General features: G+C 46.4%; 26 protein-coding genes. 5 read left to right on the top strand and 21 right to left on the bottom strand.

The genetic code is table 11. The features are described 5' to 3' along the window. Window positions 1-663 precede the first annotated feature (663 nt). The 6 genes from OA79_RS18070 to OA79_RS09495 form a co-directional block, all read right to left on the bottom strand. Window positions 664-846, bottom strand: a complete 183-nt coding sequence (locus OA79_RS18070) for an SEC-C metal-binding domain-containing protein (RefSeq protein ID WP_082825437.1) — start codon at window positions 844-846, stop codon at window positions 664-666. A 136-nt stretch (window positions 847-982) separates the two neighbouring features. Then, window positions 983-2,674, bottom strand: a complete 1,692-nt coding sequence (locus OA79_RS09515) for an amino acid ABC transporter ATP-binding/permease protein (protein WP_063333004.1) — start codon at window positions 2,672-2,674, stop codon at window positions 983-985. After that, window positions 2,643-4,415, bottom strand: coding sequence for a thiol reductant ABC exporter subunit CydD (gene cydD / locus OA79_RS09510; protein WP_063333003.1), 1,773 nt, complete (start codon window positions 4,413-4,415; stop codon window positions 2,643-2,645). Before cydD ends, OA79_RS09515 begins: the two co-directional genes overlap by 32 nt. 5 nt (window positions 4,416-4,420) lie before the next feature. After that, complete coding sequence (gene cydX, locus OA79_RS09505; protein ID WP_063333002.1) at window positions 4,421-4,531, bottom strand: cytochrome bd-I oxidase subunit CydX; 111 nt, start codon at window positions 4,529-4,531, stop codon at window positions 4,421-4,423. 94 nt (window positions 4,532-4,625) lie between these two features. Continuing rightward, on the bottom strand, window positions 4,626-5,762 hold the full coding sequence (gene cydB, locus OA79_RS09500; protein WP_063333001.1) for a cytochrome d ubiquinol oxidase subunit II: 1,137 nt from the start codon (window positions 5,760-5,762) through the stop codon (window positions 4,626-4,628). A 1-nt stretch (window position 5,763) separates the two neighbouring features. Next, window positions 5,764-7,338 carry a cytochrome ubiquinol oxidase subunit I gene (locus OA79_RS09495; protein ID WP_063333000.1) on the bottom strand — a complete coding sequence of 525 codons (1,575 nt, stop codon included), beginning with the start codon at window positions 7,336-7,338 and terminating at the stop codon, window positions 5,764-5,766. Window positions 7,339-7,652: 314 nt separating this feature from the next. Between OA79_RS09495 and OA79_RS09490 the strand changes: the two genes are divergently transcribed. Continuing rightward, complete coding sequence (locus OA79_RS09490; protein WP_063332999.1) at window positions 7,653-8,558, top strand: alpha/beta fold hydrolase; 906 nt, start codon at window positions 7,653-7,655, stop codon at window positions 8,556-8,558. A gap of 283 nt (window positions 8,559-8,841) precedes the next feature. Here OA79_RS09490 and OA79_RS09485 read toward each other — a convergent pair whose 3' ends face one another. The 13 genes from OA79_RS09485 to OA79_RS09425 all read right to left on the bottom strand — a co-directional run bounded on the left by OA79_RS09485 (window position 8,842) and on the right by OA79_RS09425 (window position 20,119). Then, window positions 8,842-9,462, bottom strand: a complete 621-nt coding sequence (locus OA79_RS09485; RefSeq protein ID WP_063332998.1) for a dioxygenase family protein — start codon at window positions 9,460-9,462, stop codon at window positions 8,842-8,844. 87 nt (window positions 9,463-9,549) lie between these two features. Beyond that, on the bottom strand, window positions 9,550-9,903 hold the full coding sequence (locus OA79_RS09480) for a hypothetical protein (RefSeq protein ID WP_063332997.1): 354 nt from the start codon (window positions 9,901-9,903) through the stop codon (window positions 9,550-9,552). Window positions 9,904-10,019: 116 nt separating this feature from the next. Further along, window positions 10,020-10,451, bottom strand: a complete 432-nt coding sequence (locus tag OA79_RS09475) for a BLUF domain-containing protein (RefSeq protein WP_063332996.1) — start codon at window positions 10,449-10,451, stop codon at window positions 10,020-10,022. A 138-nt stretch (window positions 10,452-10,589) separates the two neighbouring features. After that, a complete protein-coding gene (locus OA79_RS09470; RefSeq protein ID WP_063332995.1) occupies window positions 10,590-10,904 on the bottom strand; it encodes a 4a-hydroxytetrahydrobiopterin dehydratase in 315 nt (104 codons plus the stop codon). A 97-nt stretch (window positions 10,905-11,001) separates the two neighbouring features. Then, complete coding sequence (locus OA79_RS09465) at window positions 11,002-11,499, bottom strand: hypothetical protein (protein ID WP_063332994.1); 498 nt, start codon at window positions 11,497-11,499, stop codon at window positions 11,002-11,004. 98 nt (window positions 11,500-11,597) lie between these two features. Beyond that, window positions 11,598-13,046, bottom strand: a complete 1,449-nt coding sequence (locus tag OA79_RS09460) for an aldehyde dehydrogenase (RefSeq protein ID WP_063332993.1) — start codon at window positions 13,044-13,046, stop codon at window positions 11,598-11,600. A gap of 28 nt (window positions 13,047-13,074) precedes the next feature. Further along, window positions 13,075-13,863 (bottom strand): coniferyl-alcohol dehydrogenase, encoded by a 789-nt coding sequence (locus OA79_RS09455; protein WP_197465383.1) that lies wholly within the window; start codon window positions 13,861-13,863, stop codon window positions 13,075-13,077. A 28-nt stretch (window positions 13,864-13,891) separates the two neighbouring features. Beyond that, window positions 13,892-14,890 (bottom strand): branched-chain amino acid ABC transporter permease, encoded by a 999-nt coding sequence (locus tag OA79_RS09450; RefSeq protein ID WP_063332992.1) that lies wholly within the window; start codon window positions 14,888-14,890, stop codon window positions 13,892-13,894. Beyond that, window positions 14,887-15,789, bottom strand: coding sequence for a branched-chain amino acid ABC transporter permease (locus OA79_RS09445; protein ID WP_063332991.1), 903 nt, complete (start codon window positions 15,787-15,789; stop codon window positions 14,887-14,889). Before OA79_RS09445 ends, OA79_RS09450 begins: the two co-directional genes overlap by 4 nt. After that, the gene (locus tag OA79_RS09440; protein WP_063332990.1) at window positions 15,786-16,505 is read right to left on the bottom strand and encodes an ABC transporter ATP-binding protein; all 720 of its coding nucleotides are present in this window, start codon (window positions 16,503-16,505) and stop codon (window positions 15,786-15,788) included. The genes OA79_RS09445 and OA79_RS09440 overlap by 4 nt, the downstream gene beginning before the upstream one ends. Next, the gene (locus OA79_RS09435) at window positions 16,492-17,238 is read right to left on the bottom strand and encodes an ABC transporter ATP-binding protein (protein WP_063332989.1); all 747 of its coding nucleotides are present in this window, start codon (window positions 17,236-17,238) and stop codon (window positions 16,492-16,494) included. The genes OA79_RS09440 and OA79_RS09435 overlap by 14 nt, the downstream gene beginning before the upstream one ends. Before the next feature lie 10 nt (window positions 17,239-17,248). After that, window positions 17,249-18,541: an ABC transporter substrate-binding protein gene (locus OA79_RS09430; protein WP_063332988.1), complete on the bottom strand. Its 1,293-nt coding sequence runs from the start codon at window positions 18,539-18,541 to the stop codon at window positions 17,249-17,251. 72 nt (window positions 18,542-18,613) lie between these two features. Then, the gene (locus OA79_RS09425) at window positions 18,614-20,119 is read right to left on the bottom strand and encodes an aldehyde dehydrogenase (RefSeq protein WP_082825436.1); all 1,506 of its coding nucleotides are present in this window, start codon (window positions 20,117-20,119) and stop codon (window positions 18,614-18,616) included. A 152-nt stretch (window positions 20,120-20,271) separates the two neighbouring features. On the opposite strand from OA79_RS09425, the gene OA79_RS09420 reads away from it, so the two are divergent. After that, entirely contained in the window at window positions 20,272-21,162 is an 891-nt protein-coding gene (locus OA79_RS09420; protein WP_063332987.1) for a helix-turn-helix domain-containing protein, read from the top strand. Between the two features lie 263 nt (window positions 21,163-21,425). Here the strand turns inward: OA79_RS09420 and arfB are convergent, their stop codons facing one another. Beyond that, window positions 21,426-21,839, bottom strand: a complete 414-nt coding sequence (arfB, locus tag OA79_RS09415) for an alternative ribosome rescue aminoacyl-tRNA hydrolase ArfB (RefSeq protein WP_063332986.1) — start codon at window positions 21,837-21,839, stop codon at window positions 21,426-21,428. Between the two features lie 138 nt (window positions 21,840-21,977). Between arfB and hisA the strand changes: the two genes are divergently transcribed. Both hisA and OA79_RS09405 read left to right on the top strand, forming a co-directional pair. After that, window positions 21,978-22,739 (top strand): phosphoribosylformimino-5-aminoimidazole carboxamide ribotide isomerase, encoded by a 762-nt coding sequence (gene hisA, locus OA79_RS09410; protein WP_063332985.1) that lies wholly within the window; start codon window positions 21,978-21,980, stop codon window positions 22,737-22,739. Window positions 22,740-22,885: 146 nt separating this feature from the next. After that, entirely contained in the window at window positions 22,886-23,617 is a 732-nt protein-coding gene (locus OA79_RS09405; RefSeq protein ID WP_063332984.1) for a hypothetical protein, read from the top strand. Between the two features lie 41 nt (window positions 23,618-23,658). Here the strand turns inward: OA79_RS09405 and OA79_RS09400 are convergent, their stop codons facing one another. Next, window positions 23,659-24,150, bottom strand: coding sequence for a hypothetical protein (locus OA79_RS09400; protein ID WP_063332983.1), 492 nt, complete (start codon window positions 24,148-24,150; stop codon window positions 23,659-23,661). A gap of 233 nt (window positions 24,151-24,383) precedes the next feature. Here OA79_RS09400 and OA79_RS09395 point away from each other — a divergent pair, with 233 nt between their 5' ends. Continuing rightward, window positions 24,384-25,736 carry a sigma-54 interaction domain-containing protein gene (locus OA79_RS09395; protein ID WP_063332982.1) on the top strand — a complete coding sequence of 451 codons (1,353 nt, stop codon included), beginning with the start codon at window positions 24,384-24,386 and terminating at the stop codon, window positions 25,734-25,736. Window positions 25,737-25,941 lie beyond the last annotated feature (205 nt).

The raw sequence follows: 25,941 nt of genomic DNA, 5'->3' as shown, positions 1-25,941 counted from the left end.
TCAAAGCTAATAAGAGGAATCCAGAATAGCTTAAGGAACAGTGAATTTGAGGCTGCTGGACTAACCCCATCCTAGCCTTCCCCTTAAAGACATAAGGGGAAGGAACAAGAGATTTGGATCGGTTGTAGATGGTAATGAGTTCATTTGAGGTTGCTGGACTAACCCCACCCTAGCCCTCCCCTTGACTTTCCTTTCGAAGATAATGGGAGGGAACATGAGATTTGGTTTGGCTGGAACGCTTTTAAACGTAAAAAGAAATAATGAGCCACTCAACCCTTGTCAGTTCGACGCGATCCTGATTGCGCGACCTTATGGTCTTCTCAAGTCAGTAACCGACAGTCAACCTCCAGCCATAAGTGCCATTCAACACCTTACGGTACAGAACGCTATATAGATATCGGAAGTGTCAAAAAGAAAAGAGCCCTTATGATTCTGATAAAGATTTTTTGCGTTCCTTTAAATAAAGGGTTTTGCATCGTTTGGCAAAAGTAACCCGCTCAGCTTTTCCCTGAATTAAAAAGCGGAAAAAATCTCCCCAACCAAAGTCAATCAGAAGCCAAGAGACCACTCTCGGGAAGAGAAGAAGTAAGAAACTGGTTTTGCTCAATTCGAGCCTATCTAGTAGCGCGGCCCTTATCAAAACCAGTTGTGACTATGACGTGACTAGTTTTTACCGCAGCATTTCTTATGCTTAACACCACTGCCGCAAGAGCAAGGATCGTTACGTCCAACTTTAGGGGCCGTTCTAGTTACAGGCGCTTTCGGCTCACAACAGCTGGAACTACTGCAGCAGCTGCTTGCTTCTTCATTTAATGGCTTAGTTGGGGTTTCTTGATGTGTATTCATAGTGAAAATTACCACTTCTAATTAAATTTGGGGGGAATTATACAGAAATCCGTACACGATAGAATGCCAATTCCTATACAGAGAATGAAGCGATCACTTCCCCCTCAATATTTTATAGCGAAGACGATCAAAGGCATTAATTCGGTAGTTCGATCACCTTGGCTTTCCCCGACAATGGGCTATCAATATGACTCACCAGTATCAACATATCGGGTTGATAGTCATGTTCCAAAGCCTGACAAATCCGCTCTATGGTGGCTTTGTCTAGGCCATCAAAGGGTTCATCTAGAAGAAGTAGAGGTGCGCGACGCAATAACAGCCTCGCTAACGCCAAGCGTTTGCGCTGTCCGCCAGACAAATCGCGGCCTTGTGAGCTTAATAAGGTGCTGAGTCCGTTTTCTAGCCCTTTGGCCCAATCCGCCAGTGCCACGGCTTCCAGTACGGCCCACATTTCCGTATCGCTGGCATCGGCTTTGCCCAGCATTAGGTTGGCAGCAATGCTTTGTTGGAACACATAAGGCGACTGCGGCAAGTAGCTGAGTTGCGCTTGGAAGTTCGGGTTGTCGTAAATCTTGCATTCTTCTTGGTTCACATACGCCTTGCCTGTGGCTAAGCAATCCCCAGCGATGGAAGCCAACAAGGTGGATTTGCCTGTACCGCTGGCACCGCGAAGCCATAAAGTGTCTCCTGCGCTGAGCTCCAGATGAATCGGCTGATTTCCCAAACCGCTTTCTAGGTGGTAACCACGCCAATCTTGCAACGATAGACGGTTGAGTTTCCCCAAAGCCGGTGCGGAGACGGATGGCGCGTCTTGTTGGATTTGATTTAAACGACGTAAGCCCACTTGCGACTGACCTTGTGCGACAAAGGATTGCACCAAAGGTAACACCAGTTCATTCACAGCTAACAAGGCCAATACTAATCCCACCAGCCAAGTCCCAGACACATGCTCTTTGAGTTGCCAGTTCATACTGTCATTTTGGAAAGCACTTGTTTGAAACGTGTCTGCTTGGAGATCGCCCAATAGGAAAAATAAGCTAGCGAACAAGCCGATGGTGACTAGATAACCGAGTAATCGCCCAAGACTGATGGCTTGTTGAATCTGCCATTCCATGCGTTTTTGTCGGCAATCCAATTGCTCTAAACGAGCTGCGTAATCTTGCCAGTGGCCACGTATGGTGAGGGTAATCAAAGCGGAAAACAAACTGACAAAACGGCTGCGTCGGTGCACGCCAAGAATCTGTCCAACGTGCACTGCATGAGAGGCAAAACGGCCACACACATAAGGCAAGATAACCAAGTGACACAGCGCCGCGATCGTTAGCGGCCAGAGTAAAACAGGGTCGATAAAATAGGCAAAAATGCTCACGCCAATATAACCAAGCAAGGCATAGAGCCAAGGCAAAAACACCACCAGCGGCCAACGAATGATTTGGTCCAGATCGCTCACCAAGCGTTGCAACAAATCGCCACGGCTTTGTTGGTGCAAATCGGCAATCGGTTTGGCGACACGCTGATCCCACACCCAAAGACGCAAGGTGCGCAGTAAACCTAATAAATGGTTGTGTGCGGTCACTTGTTCACCGTAGCGCCCTGCCGTTCTAAGAATGGCTAAGCCACGCACTATGGCACCCGGCGTGAGGTAATTAAAGGCTAACGCCGTGCCCAAAGCGGTCGCCAATCCAGCCGCCGAAATGAACCAACCGGAGACCCCCAATAAGGCCACACCCGCCACGCTGGATACCACCCCAGTCATTACTGGCACAATAAAACCCCAAGGATTGGCTAATAATAATTTAGCGAGGGATAGCGTAGTTGGCTTTTTCATCCAATCCTCCTTTGTTCTCATCCAGCCCTTCTTTGTTTAGGCTCCAGTGCTTGTCTGCCCAGTGAATCGGGTGCGTATCGTGGCTGACAATGAGTAAGGTTTTACCTCGGGACACGGTTTCTAAGGTGTTTAATACCGCGTTGGCGGTGTCAGTGTCTAAGCCTGAGCAAGGCTCGTCCAGCAACCAGACATCGGCTTTCGATAATAAGGCTCTGGCAATGGATAAACGCTGCATTTGGCCACCAGACAAACCACTGCCCAACTCGGTTAAGGCGGTGTCTAAACCATTCGGCAGCGCGGCAATAAAGTCGGCACATTGGCTGTCTTGCAGGGCTTTTTGTATGTTGCTTTCGCTCGGCTCAGTAATGCCTAATAAGAGATTGCGCCGAATGCTGCCGTTTACCCATTCTGGGGTTTGCGGCAACCAAGCCAATTTATTGCGCCAGTCTCGCAAGTTCAGTGTCGAAAAGGCTTTGCCCTTAATATAAAGCTGCCCCTGGTAGTTTTCTTCAAAGCCCAGTAATAAGTGCAATAAGCTGGATTTACCAACACCAGATTCACCGCTTAGCCAGACTCGCTCTCCTTGGAGAATATTGCCCGTAATTGGTGCCAGACGTTGTCGTCCTGTGTCTTGCCAAGCGAGTTCATAAAACGATAAATACGCCAATTGCACGGAACTTGGCATGTGGCTTTCTGTTGTCGCCAACGCTTTCTGCGCCGACAAAGGCGTGTCTAAAATACTCATAAGATCGGTGGCTGCCGCTTCGGCTTTTTGCTTAGCGTGATAATCGTTGCCGAGCTGACGCAGTGGTAAGTAAAACTCGGGGGCCAGTAACAATAAAAACATGGCTTGAGTCAGTGTCACGGGGGCGCTGCCTACCTGCCAAGGTAGGATTTCCAATAAGCCCAAGCCCAAATACAAGGCGATCATGGCAATGGAAAGGGAGGCAAAGAGTTCTAAGGTGGCGGTGGATAAAAACGCTAATAACAGCACGCTCATGGTGGTTTTTTGATACGCCTTGGCACTGTGAGATAAACGATCGCGTGCGGCTTGCGTACGGCCGAGGCGTTTCAGTTCCGCCAAACCTTGGCTGAGATCCATAAACTGGTTGGACAACATGGCCAACACATTGAATTGACGACGATTCGCCTGTGCTGCTTTGTGGCCCACAAAAATCATAAAGACGATCACCAAGGGCGCGGTGAGCATGAAAATTAAAAAAGCGATCCAAGACACAGGGACCACCGCTAACAAGATCACGCTGGGAATCAGCGTCACCATAAATACCTGAGGTTTGTAGCGACTGAAATAATCATCCAGTGCATCCACTTGTTCATACACTCGTGTTGATAAGGCCGCGTCTTCTTCAATACGCAAACGCGCTGGACCTAATTGAGTAAGATGCTTGATCAATTTGTGCCGCAAGCCATAACGAATGTGTCGGCTAGCAGAGGCACAAACGCGCTCTCGACCAAAGTTGGCGAGGGCGCGCAGTAACAAAGCAAATAAAGCCAGAAACAGGAAGGAAAGCGAAAACGCCTGTTGCAATACCATGTCTGAAAATACGTTGGCAAACGCCCACGCTTGCAACACCAAGGCGATCGCGAATAACACGCCAAAGCCCTGCGCTAATCGGTATTGAGTCGACTGTTGCAGCGCCAGTTCTGCTAGAAAGCCGGCTTCAGGGGTTTTAATGCGTTTACTTTTTGACGCGTTGGAGACAGCTTTACTTCCCGCCATAATGCTTAGTGTTGCTCCTCTTCACCTTCGTAACCACTAAACTCTAACCATACCGCATTGATGATGCCGAAAGAGCAAGCTAATAAAACCCCTAGAATCCAAGCAAAATACCACATGATTCATTCTCCTGTTTGTGGATCGGCTGAAGCGTCTGACTTCACCCGATCCTGATTCAATATTGTTAATGTCTGAGTCTGTTCGTCGTTAGACTCAGTACAAAGAGTGTTTGTTGGCTTCAATGTGTTCTTTGCTCAAGCGACCGTACATGACGATGTAGCTCCACAGAGTGTAGCCCAATACGATTGGTACAAAGATGCAAGCCACCACAAACATGATCATCATGGTGTTTTCGCTGGAAGTTGCGTCCCACATAGTCAAGCTCATGCTTGGGAAACTTGATGAAGGCATCAAGAATGGGAACATAGAACCACCAGCAGTCACGATGATGCCAGCAATACCCAGTGAGGAACTCAAGAAGGCCATGCCACCTTTACGCTTCACGCCAGCAATCGCGGCCATCAACATGCCCAAAATACCAATCGCCGGAGCCAACATCAGAGCCGGTACTTTTTCATAGTTCGCTAACCAAGCACCTGGCTGAGTTTCCGCTGTTTTCATTAGCGGTGTCATGGCTTCATTACCATTCACCACACTGGTGATGACATAACCATCGATGCCAAATGCCAACCACACACCCGCAAGAATGAAGAAGACAGCCGCTAAGAAACCAGTAATGGACGTCGCCATACCGGCTTTACGCAGCAAGTCACCTTCGGTCTTCATTAGCAACCACGCGCCACCTTGTGTCATCAACATCATCAAACTGACCAAACCACATAGAATCGCAAAGGGGTTCAATAAGCCAAAGAAAGAGCCGGTATAGGTCACACGTAGGTATTCATCAAACTGGAATGGTACCCCTTGAAATAAGTTACCGAACGCCACACCGAAAATGATGGGAGGCACAGCGGAACCAAATACAATGCCCCAGTCCCAACTATTACGCCATTTAGAGCTCTCTAATTTTGAACGGTAGTCAAAGCCAATTGGACGGAAGAACAAAGCCGCGAGCACCAACATCATGGCAAAGTAGAAGCCAGAGAACGACGTCGCGTAGACCACAGGCCAAGCCGCAAACAAAGCACCACCAGCCGTAATGAACCAAACTTGGTTGCCGTCCCAATGCGGTGCAATGGAGTTGATCATGATACGACGCTCAGCATCGTTTCCGCCGATCACTTTCAACAAGCTACCTACGCCCATATCAAAGCCGTCGGTTACGGAGAAACCAATCAGCAAGACACCGACCAACACCCACCAAATGATTTTTAATAATTCGTAATCCATCTTATACCCCTTGCTTTAACTGATCGGCTTCTTGTTCAAGAGCGTAACGTCCAGTGTGTAAGCTGGAAGGCCCCTGCTTCGCAAAACGAATCATCAAGTACATTTCGGCGATCAAGAAGGTCGTGTAGAGAACGGTGAAACCAATCAAGGTCAACCAGATTTCGCCTGCTGTTAGACTGGAAACCGCCACATGTACTGGCAATACTTCACCAATGGCCCATGGTTGACGACCGTATTCTGCCACGAACCAGCCCGCTTCATTCGCAATCCATGGTAGCGGTAAGCAAACCACAATGAATTTAAGAAACAGAGGATTGTTGCCAATACGACGACGTGCATTCTGATAAAAAGCCACGGCAAAAATGAACAGCATAAGGAAGCCACAAGCCACCATGATGCGGAAAGCAAAGAACAATGGCGCCACTTGAGGGATAGAGTAGTCAACCGCCATGTCAATGTCTTCTGGTGTCACACGGTTAATGTCTTCATTAAACGCGGTCACAAGGAGACCATAACCTAGGTCGTCTTTCACTTTATCAAAGTTTTCGAGTACCAATGGATCCTCATTACCAGTACGCAATTCTTCTAGCAATTGATTGGCATAGATACCATTAATAATACGCTGACGATTGTGCTCTTTCAGGTCTTTAATGCCCATCACTTCTTCGTCTAAAGAACGTGTGGCAATCAAGCCCATCAAACCTGGTATGCGCAAAGCGTATTCAGTTTCTTCAAGCTCTTGATTGGGGAAGCCAATCACAGTGAAAGGCGCTGGCGCTTCATGGGTTTCCCATTCAGCTTCAACTGCCGCCAATTTCACTTTTTGTACTTCACCTAGCTCGTAACCAGACTCATCACCAAGGATGATTACACTCAATACTGACGCTAAGCCAAACGCAGAAGCAATGGCAAAAGAACGACGAGCAAAAGCCAGATCACGACCTTTCAATAAGTAGTAACTAGAGATCACCAGTACGAACATCGCACCTGTTGTGTAACCCGCTGAAACCGTATGTACAAATTTCACCTGTGCCACAGGGTTCAAGAGCAATGCACCAAAGTCCACTAACTCCATTCGCATGGTTTCGTAGTTGAATTCAGAGCCCACTGGGTTTTGCATCCAGCCGTTGGCAATCAAGATCCACAAAGCCGACAAGTTTGAGCCTAGTGCCACCAGCCAAGTCACCATTAAGTGCTTAACCTTACTTAGACGCTCCCAACCGAAGAAGAACAACCCGACTAAGGTTGATTCTAAGAAGAAGGCCATCAAACCTTCGATTGCCAGTGGTGCACCAAAGATGTCACCAACATAATGAGAATAGTAAGACCAGTTTGTTCCGAACTGGAACTCCATGGTCAAACCCGTGGTTACCCCTAGCGCAAAGTTAATCCCAAATAACTTGCCCCAGAATTTCACCATGTCTTTGTACACTTGTTTGCCTGTAATCACATAAACGGATTCCATAATGGCAAGCATAAAGGACATCCCGAGTGTTAACGGAACAAACAAATAGTGATACAGAGCAGTGAACGCAAACTGGAACCGCGATAATTCCACTACAGCTTCGTTAATCATATGACTTCAACCCATTCATTCGATTGAGAAAAAGGCGCTTGTCGACACATTCTGGCACAGTGTTCTTTTTATCTAACGCCCACCGAAGCCCCAAACCTAAGATCAGGGCTTACTATAAGAATGGATTATGAGTGCTGTTTAATTTCGAAACATTGCGTTAGATCAATATAAAGAGATTGAAAGAAATAAGCAGGAAAAAACTTTGCTTTGAAAGTAAAGAGCAATGATTATTGCTAACGATGATGTACAATCTTTAGCTTTGTCGAACAAGTGGTCGCGGATGACCCTTATTATTGCTATATGGAAATCGATTCATGAAGGCCGTTTTTAACATGTTTGCTTTTTTACGTCTGATGACATTCGTGTCATTGGCTGGCTTATTGCTGGCTTGTGAACAGAGTACGGATGTCGAAAAAAATGCCAACCTGACGCAACAGGTCACCAACAATCCAGAAGGTGTCCAAAATCACCTACTTTATATGGAAGGCCCAAGTGGCGACTTTAAACTCCACTATGCCAGCAGTGACCGCACGCTAACCCCAAGAGACACTCTAGTCTTTATTCACGACACAGGGGAGGACTCATCCAGCTTTCGACGCTACTTCCAAGCGGACAACGTCAAACAAAAATACCGTTTAATTGCTTTGGATCGTCCTGGTTGGGGCAAGTCCACGTACGCCGGTGATTTTCCAAGTCGCTTAGAAATGCAATCTGACATGCTAGCACCTGTCATCCAGAATATTTGGGAACGTAATGGCAAACAGAAAATTTTGTTAGCCGGACAGGGTTATGGTGGCGCGTTGGCTTCCCTACTGGCCGCCGAGCACCCGAATTTTGTGCGTGGGGTTGTCTTGATCAATGCCACTCTCACCAAGCAACAAACTCAAGCCGCATGGTACGCTTCCGCCTTAAAGTGGCTGCCGAATTTTTTCTTTTCTCAATCTTGGCAGCATGCTCAATTGGAGCAGGTCGATTTGGCATCGAGTTTACACCAAGCAAAAGCGCAATTTGCGGAGTTAACCCAACCTATCGGTTGGTTGCAGACGGTTGAGGCGGAATCGGCTCATCCGGGCGCCTATATGCGCTTGGCCAAAGACTTATTTCAGCAGGCTGATATCCATCTCACCCTAATCGAAAAAGCCGACAATAAAGGCCAACAACAATATCCAGAGCAAGTCATGAGATCGGTACAAGCCATCAACATTCATAGCCGCTTGTAGAACAAACAAGCGCCTTGTGTGGCCAGAATGTCTGATACAAAACGCAAATTGTGTATCAGACAAATCTCTTTACGCTATACCTTCAACCATGGCTCCGATGAATTGAGTTAACGGTTGTATTTTCATAACGACTTTAAAATAAATTGGATGGGACTGTCGTGGCACAGTAAATTTGTGCCGCTTTAAAGCCGTCATATTGGCAGGGCTTTAAAGGCATTAATCCCACCCAAAAAGCACTCGTCGCTCAGGAAGAAGGTTATTAAATAATTCGAGCAGACTCAGGTTAAACAATCAGATCAATATTGGTGGTCAGAAGGCCTTCATTCATAACAAACACCATAGAAACACTGTCAGCTTCGGTAACGGACATACGGCGAAAAACACCATCGGATCGATTGCTGGGTTCGTCGGCAATGTAAAATTGTGTCGTCAATTTCTCTCGGCGTCCATCCAATACCTTGACATGGATATGAGGCGTTCTACCTGGGTAAGGTGTCGGTTTTATGGTCTTAAAACGATACGCACCATCGGCATCCGTGATGTCATAACCAAAGCCCTGAAAACCTGTATCGTACTCTATGTTATTGTCATCTCCAGAGTGCAAGTATTTACCATTCACATCACATTGCCAGATTTCAATGCGATAGCCCACCAAAGGTTGGCCCGATTTAGAACGAATGTTTCCATGCAAATGAATCACTTCTCCACCCGCTTCCTCCACCTTACCGCGCACTTTCACCAGATCATTATCTGTATCATTAAACCTCATGACTGGCGTTGGGTAGAATGGCCCTTCAGTGGCCCTCGGAGTCACGACGGCGGCTACCCCATTGCGTGCTAATGCAGCAAGGCCGGTAATGATTAAGCCGCGCCTTAAAAAGCGGCGACGTGAAAAGAAATCCATACATGTCCCCCGTTAAAATGAATGATAATATCTTCTTATAAAGGACAAACAGAAAAGCGTTAGGTTCCCTAATTCAATGCCTCTGTTCTAAAGAATGCGAAAGCCGACCTCTTTCACGTCTTGACCGATTTGCTGGATCGAATAGCAAGCCAATACTTCGCCTTCAACCTTGGTGCTGGTTTGCTTCCAAACCAAAGTAGCAATGTCGCCACGTCGTAAAATCGTAAGTGGCTGCCATTCTAAATCCAAACTGGTCAGAAACTCACTCTTCTGCCAGTGAGCCTCAACATTCTTTCTGTTATCTGGATCGTATAATTCTTCGTCCGTTTGGTATTTAGAGAAGAGCGTCCAATCCTTGGCATTTGATCCCTTGATCACGTCATCAATCATTGGCTTGGCAATGCTAAAAATGTCTTCGTCTGTTCTTTCCGTTATCTTCATAATATCGACCTCAATGCTTCCTTTTATATTGGTCGTTCAAGACAACGAATTTGCTTAAAGCGGTCACGCCTTGCCCTGAACTCATCCCCTAACCGTCTTATGTTTTACCTAATGAATTATGACGCTTGCAGAGCTTTCTGTATTTCCGCCTTAATATCTAACAATAATAAGAAGGCTCCTTCTGGCGACATAGTGTAGGGGTCGAATTGATCATTTGAACTGTACTGATAAAACAGTTCGGACAAGGTCTGGGTGTCTTGCAAATAGCCCATGTGCCATTCCGAAAACGATCGCTTAGGAATGGCTTGATAATCAAGAATTTCAAGCCTCTGATGTCGCGGATCACGAGCAATACGGTGGTATATTTCGTTAACCTGCTCACGGGAACCTTCGAGGCACTGTAAAAAATACTGACGATTAAAAGATAACATGCCAGTGACATGCTGCTTAGCATTATTTCGCTCAGCAGAGGACAGAATCTGCTTTATGTCCTCAGGGGAAAAATTCTCACTAATGGTACTTGCGTAAAGCAAACAAACTAGACTCATAATCACCCTTAAGCTATATCAAGTCATTCACGTTGATGATTTTTACCGTAATAATTTAGTCCTGCCTTAACCAGAGTGCAAGCAGGCCCGACCCGAAAGAAAATTAATGCTCAGAGGTTTACTCTTCGGTTAAATCAATCAAGCCTCTGTTAGAGAAGCGGCACAAGCATCCATGTGCTTTGCCAACCGAACGTCTTTCTCAGAGATACCAGACACATCGTGCGTGGTCAGTTGGACTTTCACCTTACTGTAAACATTAAACCATTCTGGGTGATGATCCATTTTCTCCGCGTATAGGGCCACCATAGACATAAAACCAAAAGCGGTGACAAAATCCGCAAACACAAACTGCTTGGTGATTTTACCTTCTTCTAAATGCCAACCCGAATGCGCTTGATTGAGCTCAACCAGAAGCGCTTGAATTTGAGCTTGATCGTACTTTTCAGTTTGCATTCTATTCACCTCATCGTCGTTTTGTTCATTGAAATAACATGACGCTTAAAGATTAATGATAAGACTCACCCTTTTAATCGGTATGATTATGAAGGCTTTAATCGTGTAAATGGTCACCAGATGTAATCAAAATCAACTCTTTTATGTCAATTTGATCCACTTCCCTAGCTAATATTCCCTTGTATTCGATTAACTGTTGAACTGGCATAACAGGCAGTTCAATACCTTGATACGTTTTATAGATTGATTCTGAAAAATGGATCTCAAGCGGATGCCACGAGCCATCTTTATGGGACTGTATTTTAGTATTTTGAGAGAGGCCAATTTCAATTTTTTGACCATGGTATATCAACTGAAAATACTCGAGATCCCAGCCATATTCCATATGATGAGCTAAAGGCTTGGATATAAAGGGTTTCACATGAGGTAATATTTTATTGGCGTCGTGATTGTGGATATAAAGATCGATGTCGGCGATTTCACGCTGACCACCGTGGAGCCTTGCCGCTAAGCCACCCACCATTTGATACGTCACTTGCTCATTCTCAAGTAGGTTTTTCAACCAACACAAGGCCTGTTTGACTTTTTCACTCATTCCATTCCCTCATAAAAGACAAAACGCCCGACGAAGCACATCGGGCGTTTTGATCATGACTTAAAGTAGCAACCTATATCAAGGTTAGTCGCGACTGATTAAAAAGGGTAATGCTGTTTTGGGTCTTCAATGGTAATCCAACGAAGATCGGTAAACTCAGCAATCCCTGCTTTACCACCAAACCGACCATAGCCGGAATCTGCTACGCCGCCAAACGGCATTTGTGGTTCGTCCGCCAGAGTTGGCCCATTGATATGACAAATACCGCTTTTAATCGCATTCGCACAAGCGAGCGCTCGATTCATGTTTTGCGAGAACAAAGCCGCCGATAAGCCATACTCACTATCATTCGCTACCTTGATGGCTTCGGCATCGCCATTGACTCGTATGATCGACTTAACTGGGCCAAAACTTTCTTCACTGTAAATGCGCATTTTATCATTGACACCATCCAATAAAGTCGCGGAGAAAATCGCACCGTCGCTTTCACCACCACACACTAACTTAGCCCCTTTTGATACCGCATCGTCAATTAATTGGTGCATTTTATCCGCCGACTCAGGGTTTACCAAAGAGCCAAGAACGACCTGATCACGAGGGTTCCCCCAAGGTAATTTCGATGCTTTTTGAGCAAGTTGAGCAACAAACTCGTCGGCAATACTGTCATCCACAATCAAGCGTTCTGTCGACATGCAGATTTGTCCTTGGTTCATAAAAGCACCAAAGATAGCCGCGTTCACCGCGCCCTCAATGTCAGCATCGGAAAGCACGACCAATGGCGCTTTGCCACCCAATTCAAGCAAAGCTGGCTTTAAGTTTTCACCCGCTAAGCGACCAATTATGCGCCCTACTGGGCTGGACCCTGTAAAGTTCACATGGCGAACTTCTGGCGCTTCAATCAAGGCCTTCACTATCTCTGCCGCATCACTTGGGTCATTTGATAACAAATTAACCACCCCAGCAGGGAAACCGGCTTCAAGAAAGCAATCAATGATTAATCGATGAGTCTGTGGGCAAAACTCTGAGCTTTTAAGAATGACGGTATTACCACAGGCCAGTGGCGTAGCAATCGCACGTGCACCAAGAATAACCGGAGCATTCCAAGGTGCTATCGCCAAGCAAACGCCTTTTGGTTTATTGACAGCCATCGCCAAGGTGCCCGGTTTATTCGCTGGAATCACTTCCCCACCCACTTGTGTGGTTAAGGCCGCCGCTTCGCGAATATGGCCAGCCGCTAACATGACATTAAAGCCAGCCCAAGGACCGGTTGCTCCGGTTTCCGTGATCATGGCACCAATAAAATCATCCGCTTTTGATTCCATAATATCAGCGGCTTTATTTAACAGAGCTCGACGCTCAGAGGGCCCCACTGTCGACCAGTTCGCAAACGCATCATCGGCTGCTTTGGTCACGCTTGTCACATCGTCCACCGAAGCCGCGGCGCAGACAGAAGCCACCTCTCTGGTCACTGGATCTAAACGGGAATAGATTTTTGCATTACTTGCCGCACGGTCTTTACCACCAATGCTGAATAAAACGGTTGTCATCACACGACTCCTTTCTAGGAATTAAAGGTTATAAGTTGAATTGTTCAATGGTTAACGAGGCTTCTAGACCGCCGTCAGTGGCAAGATTATTGCCATTAACCCAGCGCGCCGCGTCAGAACACAAAAAGAGAATGGCCGGAGCGATGTCCCCAGCATGACCAGCACGCCCTACACGTTCGACATCGGAATTCACTCGCTCGTCACCTAGCACTTGCCGAAATTGAGTCAAGATAGGTGTTTCTACAGGGCCTGGAGAGACCGCGTTGACACGAATGTGGCGCGATCTAAACGATTCTTGATGGCTAGCCAGCATGGTCCATACCAAAAGGATTTCCTTTGAAATCGGGTAACCCGCGTCATTTGGGATATCAAAATCCTTTACCACCTGATGGGCATCAGGAAACCCCGCTAACTTAGCAATAGCCGTGGCGCGCTGACTGTTTTCTCTCCAGCCAAAGCCCGCAATAGACGCGACATTGACGACGCTACCACCGGTACGAAGCTTCGAAATCAGACCTTCCGTCAACGCTCTCAGACCAAAGAAATTAATCGCCAGTGTCGTCGCAGCACCAGATTGACCTGATACTCCAGCCACATTGCACAGTGCATCAATATCATCTGGCAGCTGAATAATGAGTTGCTTCACACCCGCTTGTGAGGAAATATCGGCTTCGATAAAACGCCCAATCACTTGTTCGGGTTTCACCAGGTCAATGCCAATCACTTCGGCACCCATTTGCGCGGCAAGCTCTGCAGTACGCCGTCCAATACCACTGGCCACGCCAGTCACTACGATCGTTTTTCCGAATAACATCATCGCTAACTCCTACTTTTTATTTTAATCATTAGGACTTAATTGGTTTTAACGTTTCTTCTGTTACTTGATACCCCACTGGAATCAGACGCAGCCCCAAACGCGACTCAATCGCGCCCCATAGCCCCTTAGGTAAAAATAAAGAACACAACACAGCAACGGCCCCCAAGCCCACCAGATACCAAACACCCGTATCGGCAAACCATGTTTCTACAGCAAAAAACAGTAAGGCTCCGAGAATCGCACCTTCAAAACGTCCGATTCCACCGACCAGCACCATGAAAATCATGTAAGCGGTCCATTGCACGGAAAAATACGTTTTAGGTTGGAAAGATGACGCCTGCGCTAACCACAAGGCGCCAGCCACTGCGGTGCCAAAAGCGGCAAAAATAAAGAACCACTTTTTCACGGTTTGAGCATCGACACCGATCGAGTCTGCCGCTTCTTCGTTGTCACGAATGGCTTGCATGGCAATGCCAGCTTTTGAACGCAACAGGTAAAAAAGCCCGATCAACAACCCTGACATGCAAATTAACGCAGCAAGGTAAATCAACACGCGACGTGTTTCTATTTGATAAGCATTAAGTGAAATCAATGAGGTCCCTGTTTCCCCTTGTATTAAGGGATCAAGGTTCACCAATAAATGCCCAACCGAAGCGAGTACCCACATGCCAATACCAAATTCAGCCGCTTTTAAGCGCAACATGAACTTAGAAATCGGCCAACTAAGCAAGCCGACCAGAACGGCTGCGATGAATACAGCGACAAAAGGAGGCATACCTAGATGGGCCAAACGGATAGTGGCATAGGCTCCCAAGCCAAAAAACAACTGCTGGCCAATGGACACCAAGCCACCAAACCCCGCTAAGGTATTCCACATGGCAGCCATGATGATGTAAATAAACAGTACCGTGAGCCGTTCTAACACATTGTCTGATGCGGTAAATGGTGTAATCACTAGCACCATCAATAACAGCATGACTGCCATAATGGTCACCTTGGAATAGGCATTTGACCGTTTAATACTCATAGCGATTCACCTTTACTCTTGTTTCCGAGCCAATGTCTTAAGGTTAAAAAGTCACGATTGAGGTAAATTCTGGCGAATAAAAACAATAAGAAAACGAAGTGACCGCCTAACAGAAAACCCTGTGGGTGAATCAAAGCACCAACACTTTGTGCTATCGCCAATATAATGCCGCCAAGCAATACCCCCCATAAAGACCCCACACCGCCAATAATGGTTGCTTCAAACGCAAACAAGAGTTGTGGTGCGCCGGCATAGGCATCGAAAGTACCTCGTAACCCTAATGCACTGCCCGAAATGGCCACCGTCATCATGGCAATCGCTGCGGCAATCGCCGCCGTTTTTCGCGCATCAATGCCGACCAGTCCCGCGGTGTCTGGATCAAAAGCCGTCGCTCGAATTTGTCGCCCAAGAGAGGTAAAGCGTAATACCAAATCCAGTCCACCAATGACGATGATCGCGGTAGCAAAAATAAGGATGGGTAACTTACCAATCCACAGATCAAACAATTGATAGGACTCCCAACTTAAATCGCCAACATAGGACGCTAGGGTACGAGTGTTCGCACCAAAGTGTTGGAACAATAGGTTATCAATCACAATCGAGAGACCAAAGGTACTCAACACGGGCAATAACTCTCCCCCCTTAGTTGCACGTTCTAAAATAGCGCGTTGCAGCAGCCAACCAATCATCGCCATGATGGGCAATACCATTAACAAAGACGTAAAAGGGGATAAGGCTAAAGCCTCGGTCATCATCCACACCATATAAGCACTTAAAATGGCCAGTGAGCCGTGAGCTAAATTGATGATGCGCATGACTTGAAACATGAAGGCAAGGCCACAGGCAATAAGCGCATAATAGCCACCCAACAAAATTGCTTGTACGAGACTATTGATCATGAGACCTCCTGCGGTGCATTTTCTTGCAAACCAAAATAGGCCTGAGTAATTTCATCACGGTTGGTATTTTCTGTGGGCTTATCCAACACGATTCGACCTTCCAGCATACAAATCGCTCGTTTAGCAAAGGTGATTGCCCTATCTAATGCCTGCTCCACTAAGATAATGGTGGTACCCGTCTCACGCAGTGTTTCTATGGAGGCATACACTTGGTCCACAACGAGAGGAGATAAGCCTAAACTCACCTCATCCAAAATAAGCAGCTCGGGATTGGACATCAAGGAGCGTCCAATGGCGGTTGCTTGTTGCTCGCCACCCGATAAACTGCCCGCTTTGGCATGACGGCGTTTGACCAAATTAGGGAAGGTTTCAAATACCCGATCAAGATCCCAGTCTCCCGACCTATTAACGGACTTTCCTAATAATAAATTCTCTTCGATGGTCATCTCTGCGAACAAACGACGGCCTTCGGGCACCAATGACAAACCGTGTTTGACTCGATCACAAGAAGGCAAGTGCGTCATGGTGCGATGTTTAAAAGACAAGGTGCCAGAATGAATTGGTAATGCGCCTGCAATGGCTCTTAACATAGTGGATTTGCCAGCACCATTGGCACCGATTAACGCGATCGTTTCGCCTTGCTGTACTTCTAAGGAGACGTCGCGTACTGCTCTAAATTGCCCGTAACGTACATCTAAATCTTTAACCGACAACATCAATGCTTCCCCCCATGTAAGCTCGTATTACGGCTTGATCAGACATCACAGCTTGTGGGTCACCCTGAGCAATGATCTGGCCGCTGTCCATACAGATGAGACGTTTTACGACACGCAGCAAAATATGGACAATATGTTCGATCCAAACGATGCCAATACCACGCTCTTTTAAGGTCAAAATGGTATCCACTAACGCTAGGGCTTCCGCCTCTGTAAGGCCGCCACCGATTTCATCCAGAAACAAAAGCTTAGGTTGCGTCGCCAAGGCACGAGCTAACTCCAAACGCTTACGGTCTAACAGACCGATGCTGTCTGCATCTCGATTAGCAAGCGGTAGCATACCGCATAACTTAATGGACTCTAACGCGATGTCGTAAGCCTCTTCACGATTATTGGTTGCCGCATGAATCGCAGCGACAAAAACATTTTCAAACACAGTAATGCCTGAAAAGGGTTTGGGGATTTGATGGGTTCTCACTAACCCCTGCTTGGCACGTTGCCGCGCCGGAGAATGAGTAATCGTTTGATTATTTAGAATAATCTCGCCTTTGGTTGGAGCCTGAGCTCCCGACAAAACACTCAATAAGGTAGACTTTCCTGCCCCATTGGGTCCAACGATGCCAATGGCATCGTTGGTGTCCATGGCGAAATCAATTCCATTCAACACTTGCACTCGACCGAAAGACTTATGAATTCCTGTCGCCTGTAATTGTGAATAAGTGATATTTTCCACGGAATCGCTCCTAGCGGTTGTACGGAAGAAGCTTGTGACTTACAGGGACATTTGTATCTGTTACATTTTCCGTAATCACATAATCCAATTTGTGTTTTCCTGTGCCCTTCACCCACTGAGCGCCAATAATCGGACCAGGTGAGACATTCGGAACGGGACCAGAGGTAAAGTCGACTTTTCCGCCGATAGTCGTCACGTTCAATGAAGCAATCGCATCACGAACATCCGCGTGTGACTTTGGATTTTTAGCTTGCTTTAAGGACTCCGTGGCAGCATCCAACAGAGATAAAGTCGCTCCTAACTGCTGAGTCCATTGCTCACCCGTTTCCTTTTCCCATAAATTCGCCAGCTGCGTACCATTTTGTCCTGTTAAGGTAGAGGTATATGGAAAGCTTTTATGCCAATAGGCGGCCGAAGCAATTTTTGGCCCCAATGACCCTAGCACTTCAATGTCAGCAGGAAACAATCCCGTCTTAGCCACTTGGATGATTTTTACCTGACGATTCAGCCCCTGTTGTGCTGCTTGACGCCAGAAAGCGGCAAAATCAGGTGGAATTGGGAAGGTATTAATAATTTCAACGTTTTCAGCTTTGAACTTTGCAATCTGACTGGAAAAGTCCGTTGTCCCCGTTTCGTATGCACCAGGGTCTATTACGGTATAACCAGCTTCCTTAAAGCGTGGCACTAACGCCCCACGAATGGCACTGCCATCCGCATCATTTGGGTACATCACACCCACTTTTTTATTGGTATCGAGTAATGCCCATTGAGACATGTAGGTTTGGTAAAACTCTCCTGTCCCAAAACCAAAATGATAAGTCCACTTGAACGGACTTGGCTGACCCGGTTTGGCACCACGACCGTAATACCAAGCTTCCCACGGCATCACAGTCGATAAGGTAGGAACGCCTGCGGCTTCGCCGGCATCGGCAACTGGATTAATGACTTCTGGGGTTGAAACCGCCAGCATTAAATCCACCCCTTGGTTGATTAGCTCTTTCGCGAGTTGTCCCGCTCGAGCAGGGTCAGATTGGCTATCACGATCAAGAATGTTGACCTTATAATGCTTTCCCTGAATGGTCATACCATCCGCTAAGGCTTTGCGCGCTTGCTCTAAAACAAAGCCATCGGTTTTACCAAAGCTAGCAAGTGGTCCGGTCCTTGGACTAATGAAGCCAATATTAATGGTATCCTCGTCTGCTGCGACGACATGGCCAGATACGATCAAGCCAGTCGCCACTAATGCAGGAGCCAGTAACTTGGTTAATCCAATATTAAGGCGATTTCGTTTATTACTTTTCATGAAAACCTCTTGTTATTTTTTTGGTTAAGGTATTGTTATTCACTTAATGTCATGTTCCTGAAAACACGGCACTTAAGTCTGTCGGTTTACTGTAATCCAGCGCACCTCGGTAAACTCATCGACGCAGGCGTCACTGCCAAAACGACCATAGCCGCTTGACTTCAGCCCACCAAAAGGCATGTAAGGATCATCTTTTACCGTGGCACCATTAATGTGACAGATGCCAGATTCAAGCTGGTTTGCTAAGGTTTCTGCGAACGGCAAATCCTTCGTGAAAAGTGCCGCCGCTAAGCCATACTCACAATTATTCGCTACCGTAATGGCTTCTTCTGGGGAGTCAACGCGATAGATACCCGCAATAGGACCAAAGCATTCTTCTGAATAAATGCGCATCATGGGGGTGATATGATCAAGCAGCGTTGCGTCTATAAATTGACCACGTCGGGACGCTCCTGTTAGTAGCGTGGCGCCTTTATCTACGGCATCATCAATCAGAGCAGACAACCGCGAGGCAACCGAAGGGCTGGCAACAGGCCCCAGTTTTACACCTTTACGGCGTGGGTCTCCCGCCACCAATTGAGCGGCGATATCCGTCACTAGAGCAATGAATTCATCGGCAATGCTTTGCTCAACGATGATCCTGTCCGTTGCCATACAAATTTGGCCTTGATTCAAAAACGCACCGTAAGCAGCTTCTTTGGCAGCCAGTGCTAAATTGGCGTCCTTCAGTACAATTAATGGTGACTTACCACCGAGTTCTAAGAGACAACGCTTGAGGTGTTTGGCAGCAATACCCGCGATAATTCTTCCTACTCGCGTTGAACCGGTAAAATTCACTCGACGTACCGATGGGTTTGAAATCAAACTGGTAATCACTTCTTCAGAATGTTCTGAGGCATTCGTCATCGCCCCGATCACCCCTTCAGGAATACCGGCTTCATGAAGCAACTCAGCTAATAACACATGGGTGCCGGGAGACAGCTCAGAGGCCTTCAAGATCACGGTATTACCAAAGGCAAGTGGAAAGACAACGGCCCTCATGCCCAATACAATTGGTGCATTCCATGGCGCAATAGCAAGACAAACACCAGCAGGTTTGCGAACAATGTAAGAGTCTTTAGTTTGATGAAATGCACTTTGTTGTGAGGGTACTGAAGCGGTTTCTGCTGAGCATTTTTTGGCTTGATGAAAAACCGCGAGATCCACCGCAGCATCAATGGCCTCTATCGCCACTTTAATATTAAAATCGACCCATTCCTGTGTCGCGCCAATCTCTCTCAACATACAGTCAGCAAAACGATCACGATATTTCGGCATCAGAGATTTAGCACGTTGTAAAATGGCGGCTCGCTCCTCAACCTGAGTAGCAGACCAAGCAGGAAAACTCGCCGTCGCCACCGCGACCATATGCTCCGCGTCTTCACGTCGACCACAAGCCACGTGAGAAGCCACTAGATCATTGCTCGGATCTAGACGATCAAAGTAGCCTCCATTCATCGCTGGCTGGTGTTGACCATCGACAAACAAATTCACTTCAGGAACAGGGCGAGTTCCCAAACTGTCACTGGCAATATTCAAAATGTCATGCTCCCTGTTATTAGATTTTTTTGTAGGTAGATGAGCTAGTAACAAAAGATTAACAGCTATCCTTCCGATAAAAATGTCAATTTATGGGTTATTATTGTTAAATAATGGTTTGTTAATGGGTGTTTTTCATAAAAGGTTAGAAAATGCTGACGAACATAATTGGCTCTATGGTGCGCTTCGAAGAGATCCAACCGGGACTGCAAGCTCGTACTTTTAGTGCTGGCAGCGGAAATTTTACCGACTTTAATTTGATTGGTGTGGTACAGCGAGGCGACATTTCTATCGTCTATGAAGACGAACAACACAATGTCTTGGGCCCCTCTATTTTTTGCCTCCCACACAAAGCCAGCGCGAAGATCTTAGTGCCCGCTGGCAGTCAAATTTGGCTCATTGGCTACAGTAATGAATTGACAAACTTGGTCATGGGAACAGAATTAGACAGCACCAAACTAGAAATATTAATGCAACAACTTACTCTTACCCAATGTCAAAAAAACGATGTTAATGACGTTTTCTTACCTCTATTAAAACTGCTTAATTTAGAAATAAGCTTCACCAAGAACCGCTCTCAAACCATCATTTGTGCCATTATTCGCATTTTACTCATCAATACTTACCGGCTGACGAATATTCAATCCATCAAGTTAAACGACTCACCAGATGAACTGGTGCTACAGCGCTTTAGACAGCTTGTTGAAATCGAATTTAAAAACCGTAAGCCCGTCCGTTATTATTGTCAGGAGCTTAATGTCACCTATGATCGACTGCACGCCATTTGCCAACGCAACTTACAAAAACCGCCATTGCAGCTGATCAATAATCGTGTGCTGATAGACGCCACGACCCGTTTAAAAAAACCGTCTGATTCCATACAAACGATAGCCAATCAATTAGGCTATAACGATGCCAGCCAATTTAGCCATTTCTTTAAAAAAGAAACGGGGCTATCCCCGAATCAATTTCGTAAAAACAACGCAGCGACAGGCTCTTTAAAGGGGTCCAATTATGAATACAATTTTTCAGACTGGCCTTAACGGTATCAAGGTTATTTGAGAACACGTTATCAACGTAAACAGAGGTCATCAGTTTCTGCTGAAAATCCTCGATGCGATCCAGATTGCACGAAAGGAAATAAGCCCCTTGCTGACATTACTTGAAATGAAAAAACTTTGTGGCGCTACGCCTTGTTTAAAAAGAAGACGTAACCCGCTCAGCTTTATACAGAAGTAAATAGCAGGAAATGCCGCCCAACAAGCCTACCAGAAGACATCAAAACGCTCGCGGGCAGAGAAAAAATCTAATCCCAATTACTTTTCCGCAAACTCTTGATCTGCCCTTTCTTCTTCTTGCTATCAACACGCTTCTTCTGTGAAGAACGAGTCGGTTTGGTTGGACGACGGGCTTTTTGCACCTTGATGGCATCTAGGATGAGTTCTTTGAGACGTGCTAAAGCGTCTTCTCGATTCAGCTCTTGGGTACGATGCTGCTGAGCTTTGATCACAATATCGCCGTCTTTCGTAAGACGAGAGTCTTTCAATGCGAGTAAGCGCTCTTTATGAAATGCCGGCAAAGAGGAGCTGGCGACATTGAAACGCAGATGAATGGCGGAAGAGACCTTGTTGACGTTTTGTCCGCCAGCGCCTTGTGCACGAATGGCGGTTAATTCGATTTCGTCATCGGGTATGGCAACCGCGAGGGATATTTGCAACATAGTCGGTTCATTCTTGGTCTATTTGATTGATAGCAAAGAGTATATCAGGATTTGTAATTTGTGACTTTACGGCATCGTTTCGTGCGTTTTTATCCGCTATACTGGGTGTTTTATTTTGGCTAAATTTAGGAGTGTCATGTGACTCAATTCCGCCCTTGTATCGACTTGCATCAAGGTAAGGTTAAACAAATCGTTGGCGGCAGCCTCAATGATGAAGGCGCAACAGAGAACTTCATCAGTGAGTACAATGCGGAGCATTATGCTCGCTTGTACCGTGAACATGGTTTAACGGGGGGTCATGTGATTGCGTTAGGCAAAGGCAATAAAGATGAGGTCATGAGTGCCTTACGCGCCTACCCTAACGGCTTGCAATATGGCGGTGGCGTAAAAGATACCAATGCCGCCAGTTATCTAAACGCTGGCGCTTCTCACGTTATTGTGACGTCTTACTTGTTTGAAAATGGCGAATTCTCTTGGGATCGTCTTGATAACATCAAACGGGAAACGGGAATAGACCGTTTGGTCTTGGATTTAAGCTGCCGACGCACTGCAAACGGCTGGTTCATTGCCACAGATCGTTGGCAAACCATTACCTCGACGCAAGTCAATCACGATAACTTGGTGGAATTAGCCAATCATTGTGACGAGTTTTTGATTCACGCGGCCGATGTAGAAGGTTTGCAAGCGGGCATTGATGAAGATTTAGTCAGCCTGCTAGGCAAAGCCTGCCCAGTCGCCGTCACTTATGCTGGTGGCGCGCGCGCCTTGCAGGATTTAAAGCGTGTTGATGAATTGTCAGCAGGTCAAGTGGACTTAACCATTGGCAGCGCATTGGATATTTTTGGTGGCAAAGGGGTAACCTTGGATGAATGCATTCTGTGGAATCAATCCCAAGCATAATAACTGGCTCAAGCCCTATCACAGACAAGCTTTACACTTTATTTAGTCAAATTCGACTGGGATGTCGACTTGGCTTATCTCGACATCAAGTGCGCCATACCGCATACTTGGTGTCTGTATTTTTTCCTAATTGTCAGGACGGTTAGATGTCAATATTTCGTAGTGGCCTGTTACTTGTAACGCTCTTTTTGAGCGCTTGCTCGATGCCCATTTTTTCTCCTCAATCAGACTCCACTGACCAAGTTCAAGACACCGCAACGGATTTGATGACACCCAATCAGCAAGTGGATATCAAAGAGCCAGCAAAAGCCACTGGCTATGCGGAAGACTTGGCCGATTTAAACAAATATCAGCAAAGTGCCGAAAAGCATTATCAAGCCTTAAATGATCGCCTTGGCAGTGCCAATAAGCCACCAAGAATCATTGAGGCCGATCTATTATCTCGTGAAGCTTTGCAAGCCAGCATTCAACAATTGCGCACATACATTAGTCAAACCAATACGGAATTAGCTGCACTGAATGCCCGCGTAAGTGAGCGTCAACAAATGCCGATCAGTGGTGATCTAGTACGTATATTCTTGTCTGAAACCACGGTCAGTGAAGCGGTAGGCAGTTTTAAAGCACAGCCCCTCATTGGTCAATGGGTCCGCGGCGAATCCCGAGTGATTCGTTTAAAAGACAATTTTTTGTTTGAGAGTCCGAATTCTGAAGACGTAACCATTACCTTTTCTGAGCGATATCAAATTTTGATCAACGGCCAAGTGGTAATGACAGTGTCACCGCAAAGGGCTAAGAACAGCGCCAAATTCCAAGTCCCTACTCAAGATCAAAGCGGCTCATTGATTGGTAAATTGGATTATCGCTTAGTCAATAACTAAGCGATTTCGTGTGATCAACCATAAAGTCATGATCAATTAGGTCACGACACCACTGTTGTAAGATTTTCTCGCTGCGCAGCCAGGCGCTGTCGCTGCGCATTGTCCAGCTGCACTTTTAATTGTGAGAGTGGTTTAGTGAGCGCTTTCATCAGTGACTTTGTATTGACTTGTTGGAGCAATTTTTCCAATTGACGAGCCACATATTGGTTCACTTGTATTAACCTTTGCGGTTGTTGTGCAAGGGGCATTTGCTGGCTTTGCCAATAGGCGTCACCGACAGAGCCGCTTAACGCACTGGCGGCTTGATGATGTGTTGTATTGGGCGATTTATGCTTTTCAATCATGTCCCAAATGGTTTCGCAATACAGCTGAAAAACATCACCTAAACGACGAAAAACTTGTTTATCTAAGGTGTTTGTTGCTTTACGACAAAAGTCAAAATTGGCCATCATGCCGTCATAACAGATGGACACCATATCCTGTAGAATACGAACGTCTATGGCGAGTTTGCCACGTCGGTAAAATCTCAACATGTTTTCCTCCCATGTTGTTTCAATAACATTAATCTGTCTTACTTTGTTGGCCTTACTCTTTGAGGCAAGAATTTTGACTTTCTGGTTACATCGTTTTCAATAAAAGGTGAACTTTGTGCAAACAAGTTTGAATAAACTGAGAGTTAGCGCAAAGTCACAGCCTATGATCTAGGCTTAGACCCTTGCCTTGTGATCTCATTTGGCTAAGTTCATAAAACTCACGAAAGGAAATCATGAAAACAGCGCCGAAGTTATTCTTACAAATTCAACAACCAGAGCTGGCCAGTGAGTTACTCGCTTTGCCAAGCCTGCAGCAATTTGAACTGAATATCAGTCAACAAGGACACAGCTGGTTAGCCCAACTGATCGACAGCCAATGTGATCTCGCGATCATTGAAGCCAATGCGGATCAGCAAGAGCAACTTGAAGCATTAAGCCAACACCCTGTCTTGGATAAGGTGCAATGTATTTTCCTTAGCCAAGGAGAGCCGTCGTGGATCATGGATCAGTTAATGCGACAAGGCGCTGGCGTTCACTACCGAGCGCCCTTTAACGTCACGCAACTCGAGGCCAATCTGAACGAGTTGTTTTGGTCATTAGATCCAGCGCCACCAACACCGTCGCCACAGAGCAGCTATCTTGATCAATTCGGTTTGCTGGTTGGCTCATCACCCTGTATGCATCAGCTGTATCGCACTTTACGTAAAGTCGCTGCCAGTGACGCCAATACCTTTTTGATTGGTGAGAGCGGCACGGGCAAAGAACTGGTGGCCAACACCTTGCATTTATTTAGCCAACGATCAGACGCACCTTTTATCGCGGTGAACTGCGCCGCCTTAAGCCCTGAATTGATCGACAGTGAACTCTTTGGTCATGTCAAAGGCGCTTTTACTGGTGCCCACAAAGACCATATCGGTGTATTTGAACAAGCCGAGGGCGGTACGCTCTTTCTCGACGAAGTCACCGAAATGCCCTATGAGCATCAAGCCAAACTATTACGAGTATTGGAATCTGGCGAATATCGTCCTGTTGGTTCGCAAAGCTTTAAACAAGCCAATGTTCGCGTGGTCGCCGCAACAAACCGAACACCCAAAGACGCCATTGAGGAAGAGAAGTTTCGCGAAGATTTATACTTCCGTCTCGCCCACTTTCCCATTCAGGTGCCTCCTCTACGCAATCGTCAAGGCGATGCCGTTGGTCTTGCCCAGCACTTTTTGGCCTATCGCAATACTCAGGACCAAACCAATAAAACCTTGTCTGATCAAGCGATCAATAAAATCGCTGAATACAACTGGCCCGGTAACGTACGTGAGTTAAAACACACCATTGAACGTGCCTTCATCTTGGCGGAGCAAACCATATTAGCCGAGCACATAGTGACCGATGGTTTGACTGACACTAACGACGCTCAACAACAGATTCCTGCGGGTATGCCGCTAGAAGACATTGAGAAAATGGCCATTTTAAACACCCTGGCTGAAAATCAGGGCAACCGTAACGACACGGCGCAGCAACTTGGCATCAGTGTCAAAACCCTCTACAACAAGCTAGACAAATACGGTACGGATTCGCTACCTCAAACCTAACGCTCAATGGTGTCTGTTTTCGCTCTTCTTTAACAAAGCGGTTGACGCGATCAAGTCAAAACAAAAAAGGGCTCAAACTGAACTGACCCCCAATAGTTGGACATTCCAATTACTGGGGGTCTTTTTATGTCCAAATATCACAGAGCATTTAAACTGTCTTTAGCCAAGTTATCTCAACACCAAGGCTCAAGATCCATTGCCCGAA

The organism is Marinomonas sp. TW1, from assembly GCF_001625355.1.
GTDB lineage: Bacteria > Pseudomonadota > Gammaproteobacteria > Pseudomonadales > Marinomonadaceae > Marinomonas.
The sequence above is the reverse complement of the archived record's forward strand: the minus strand, read 5'-3'. Positions and strand labels throughout refer to the sequence as shown.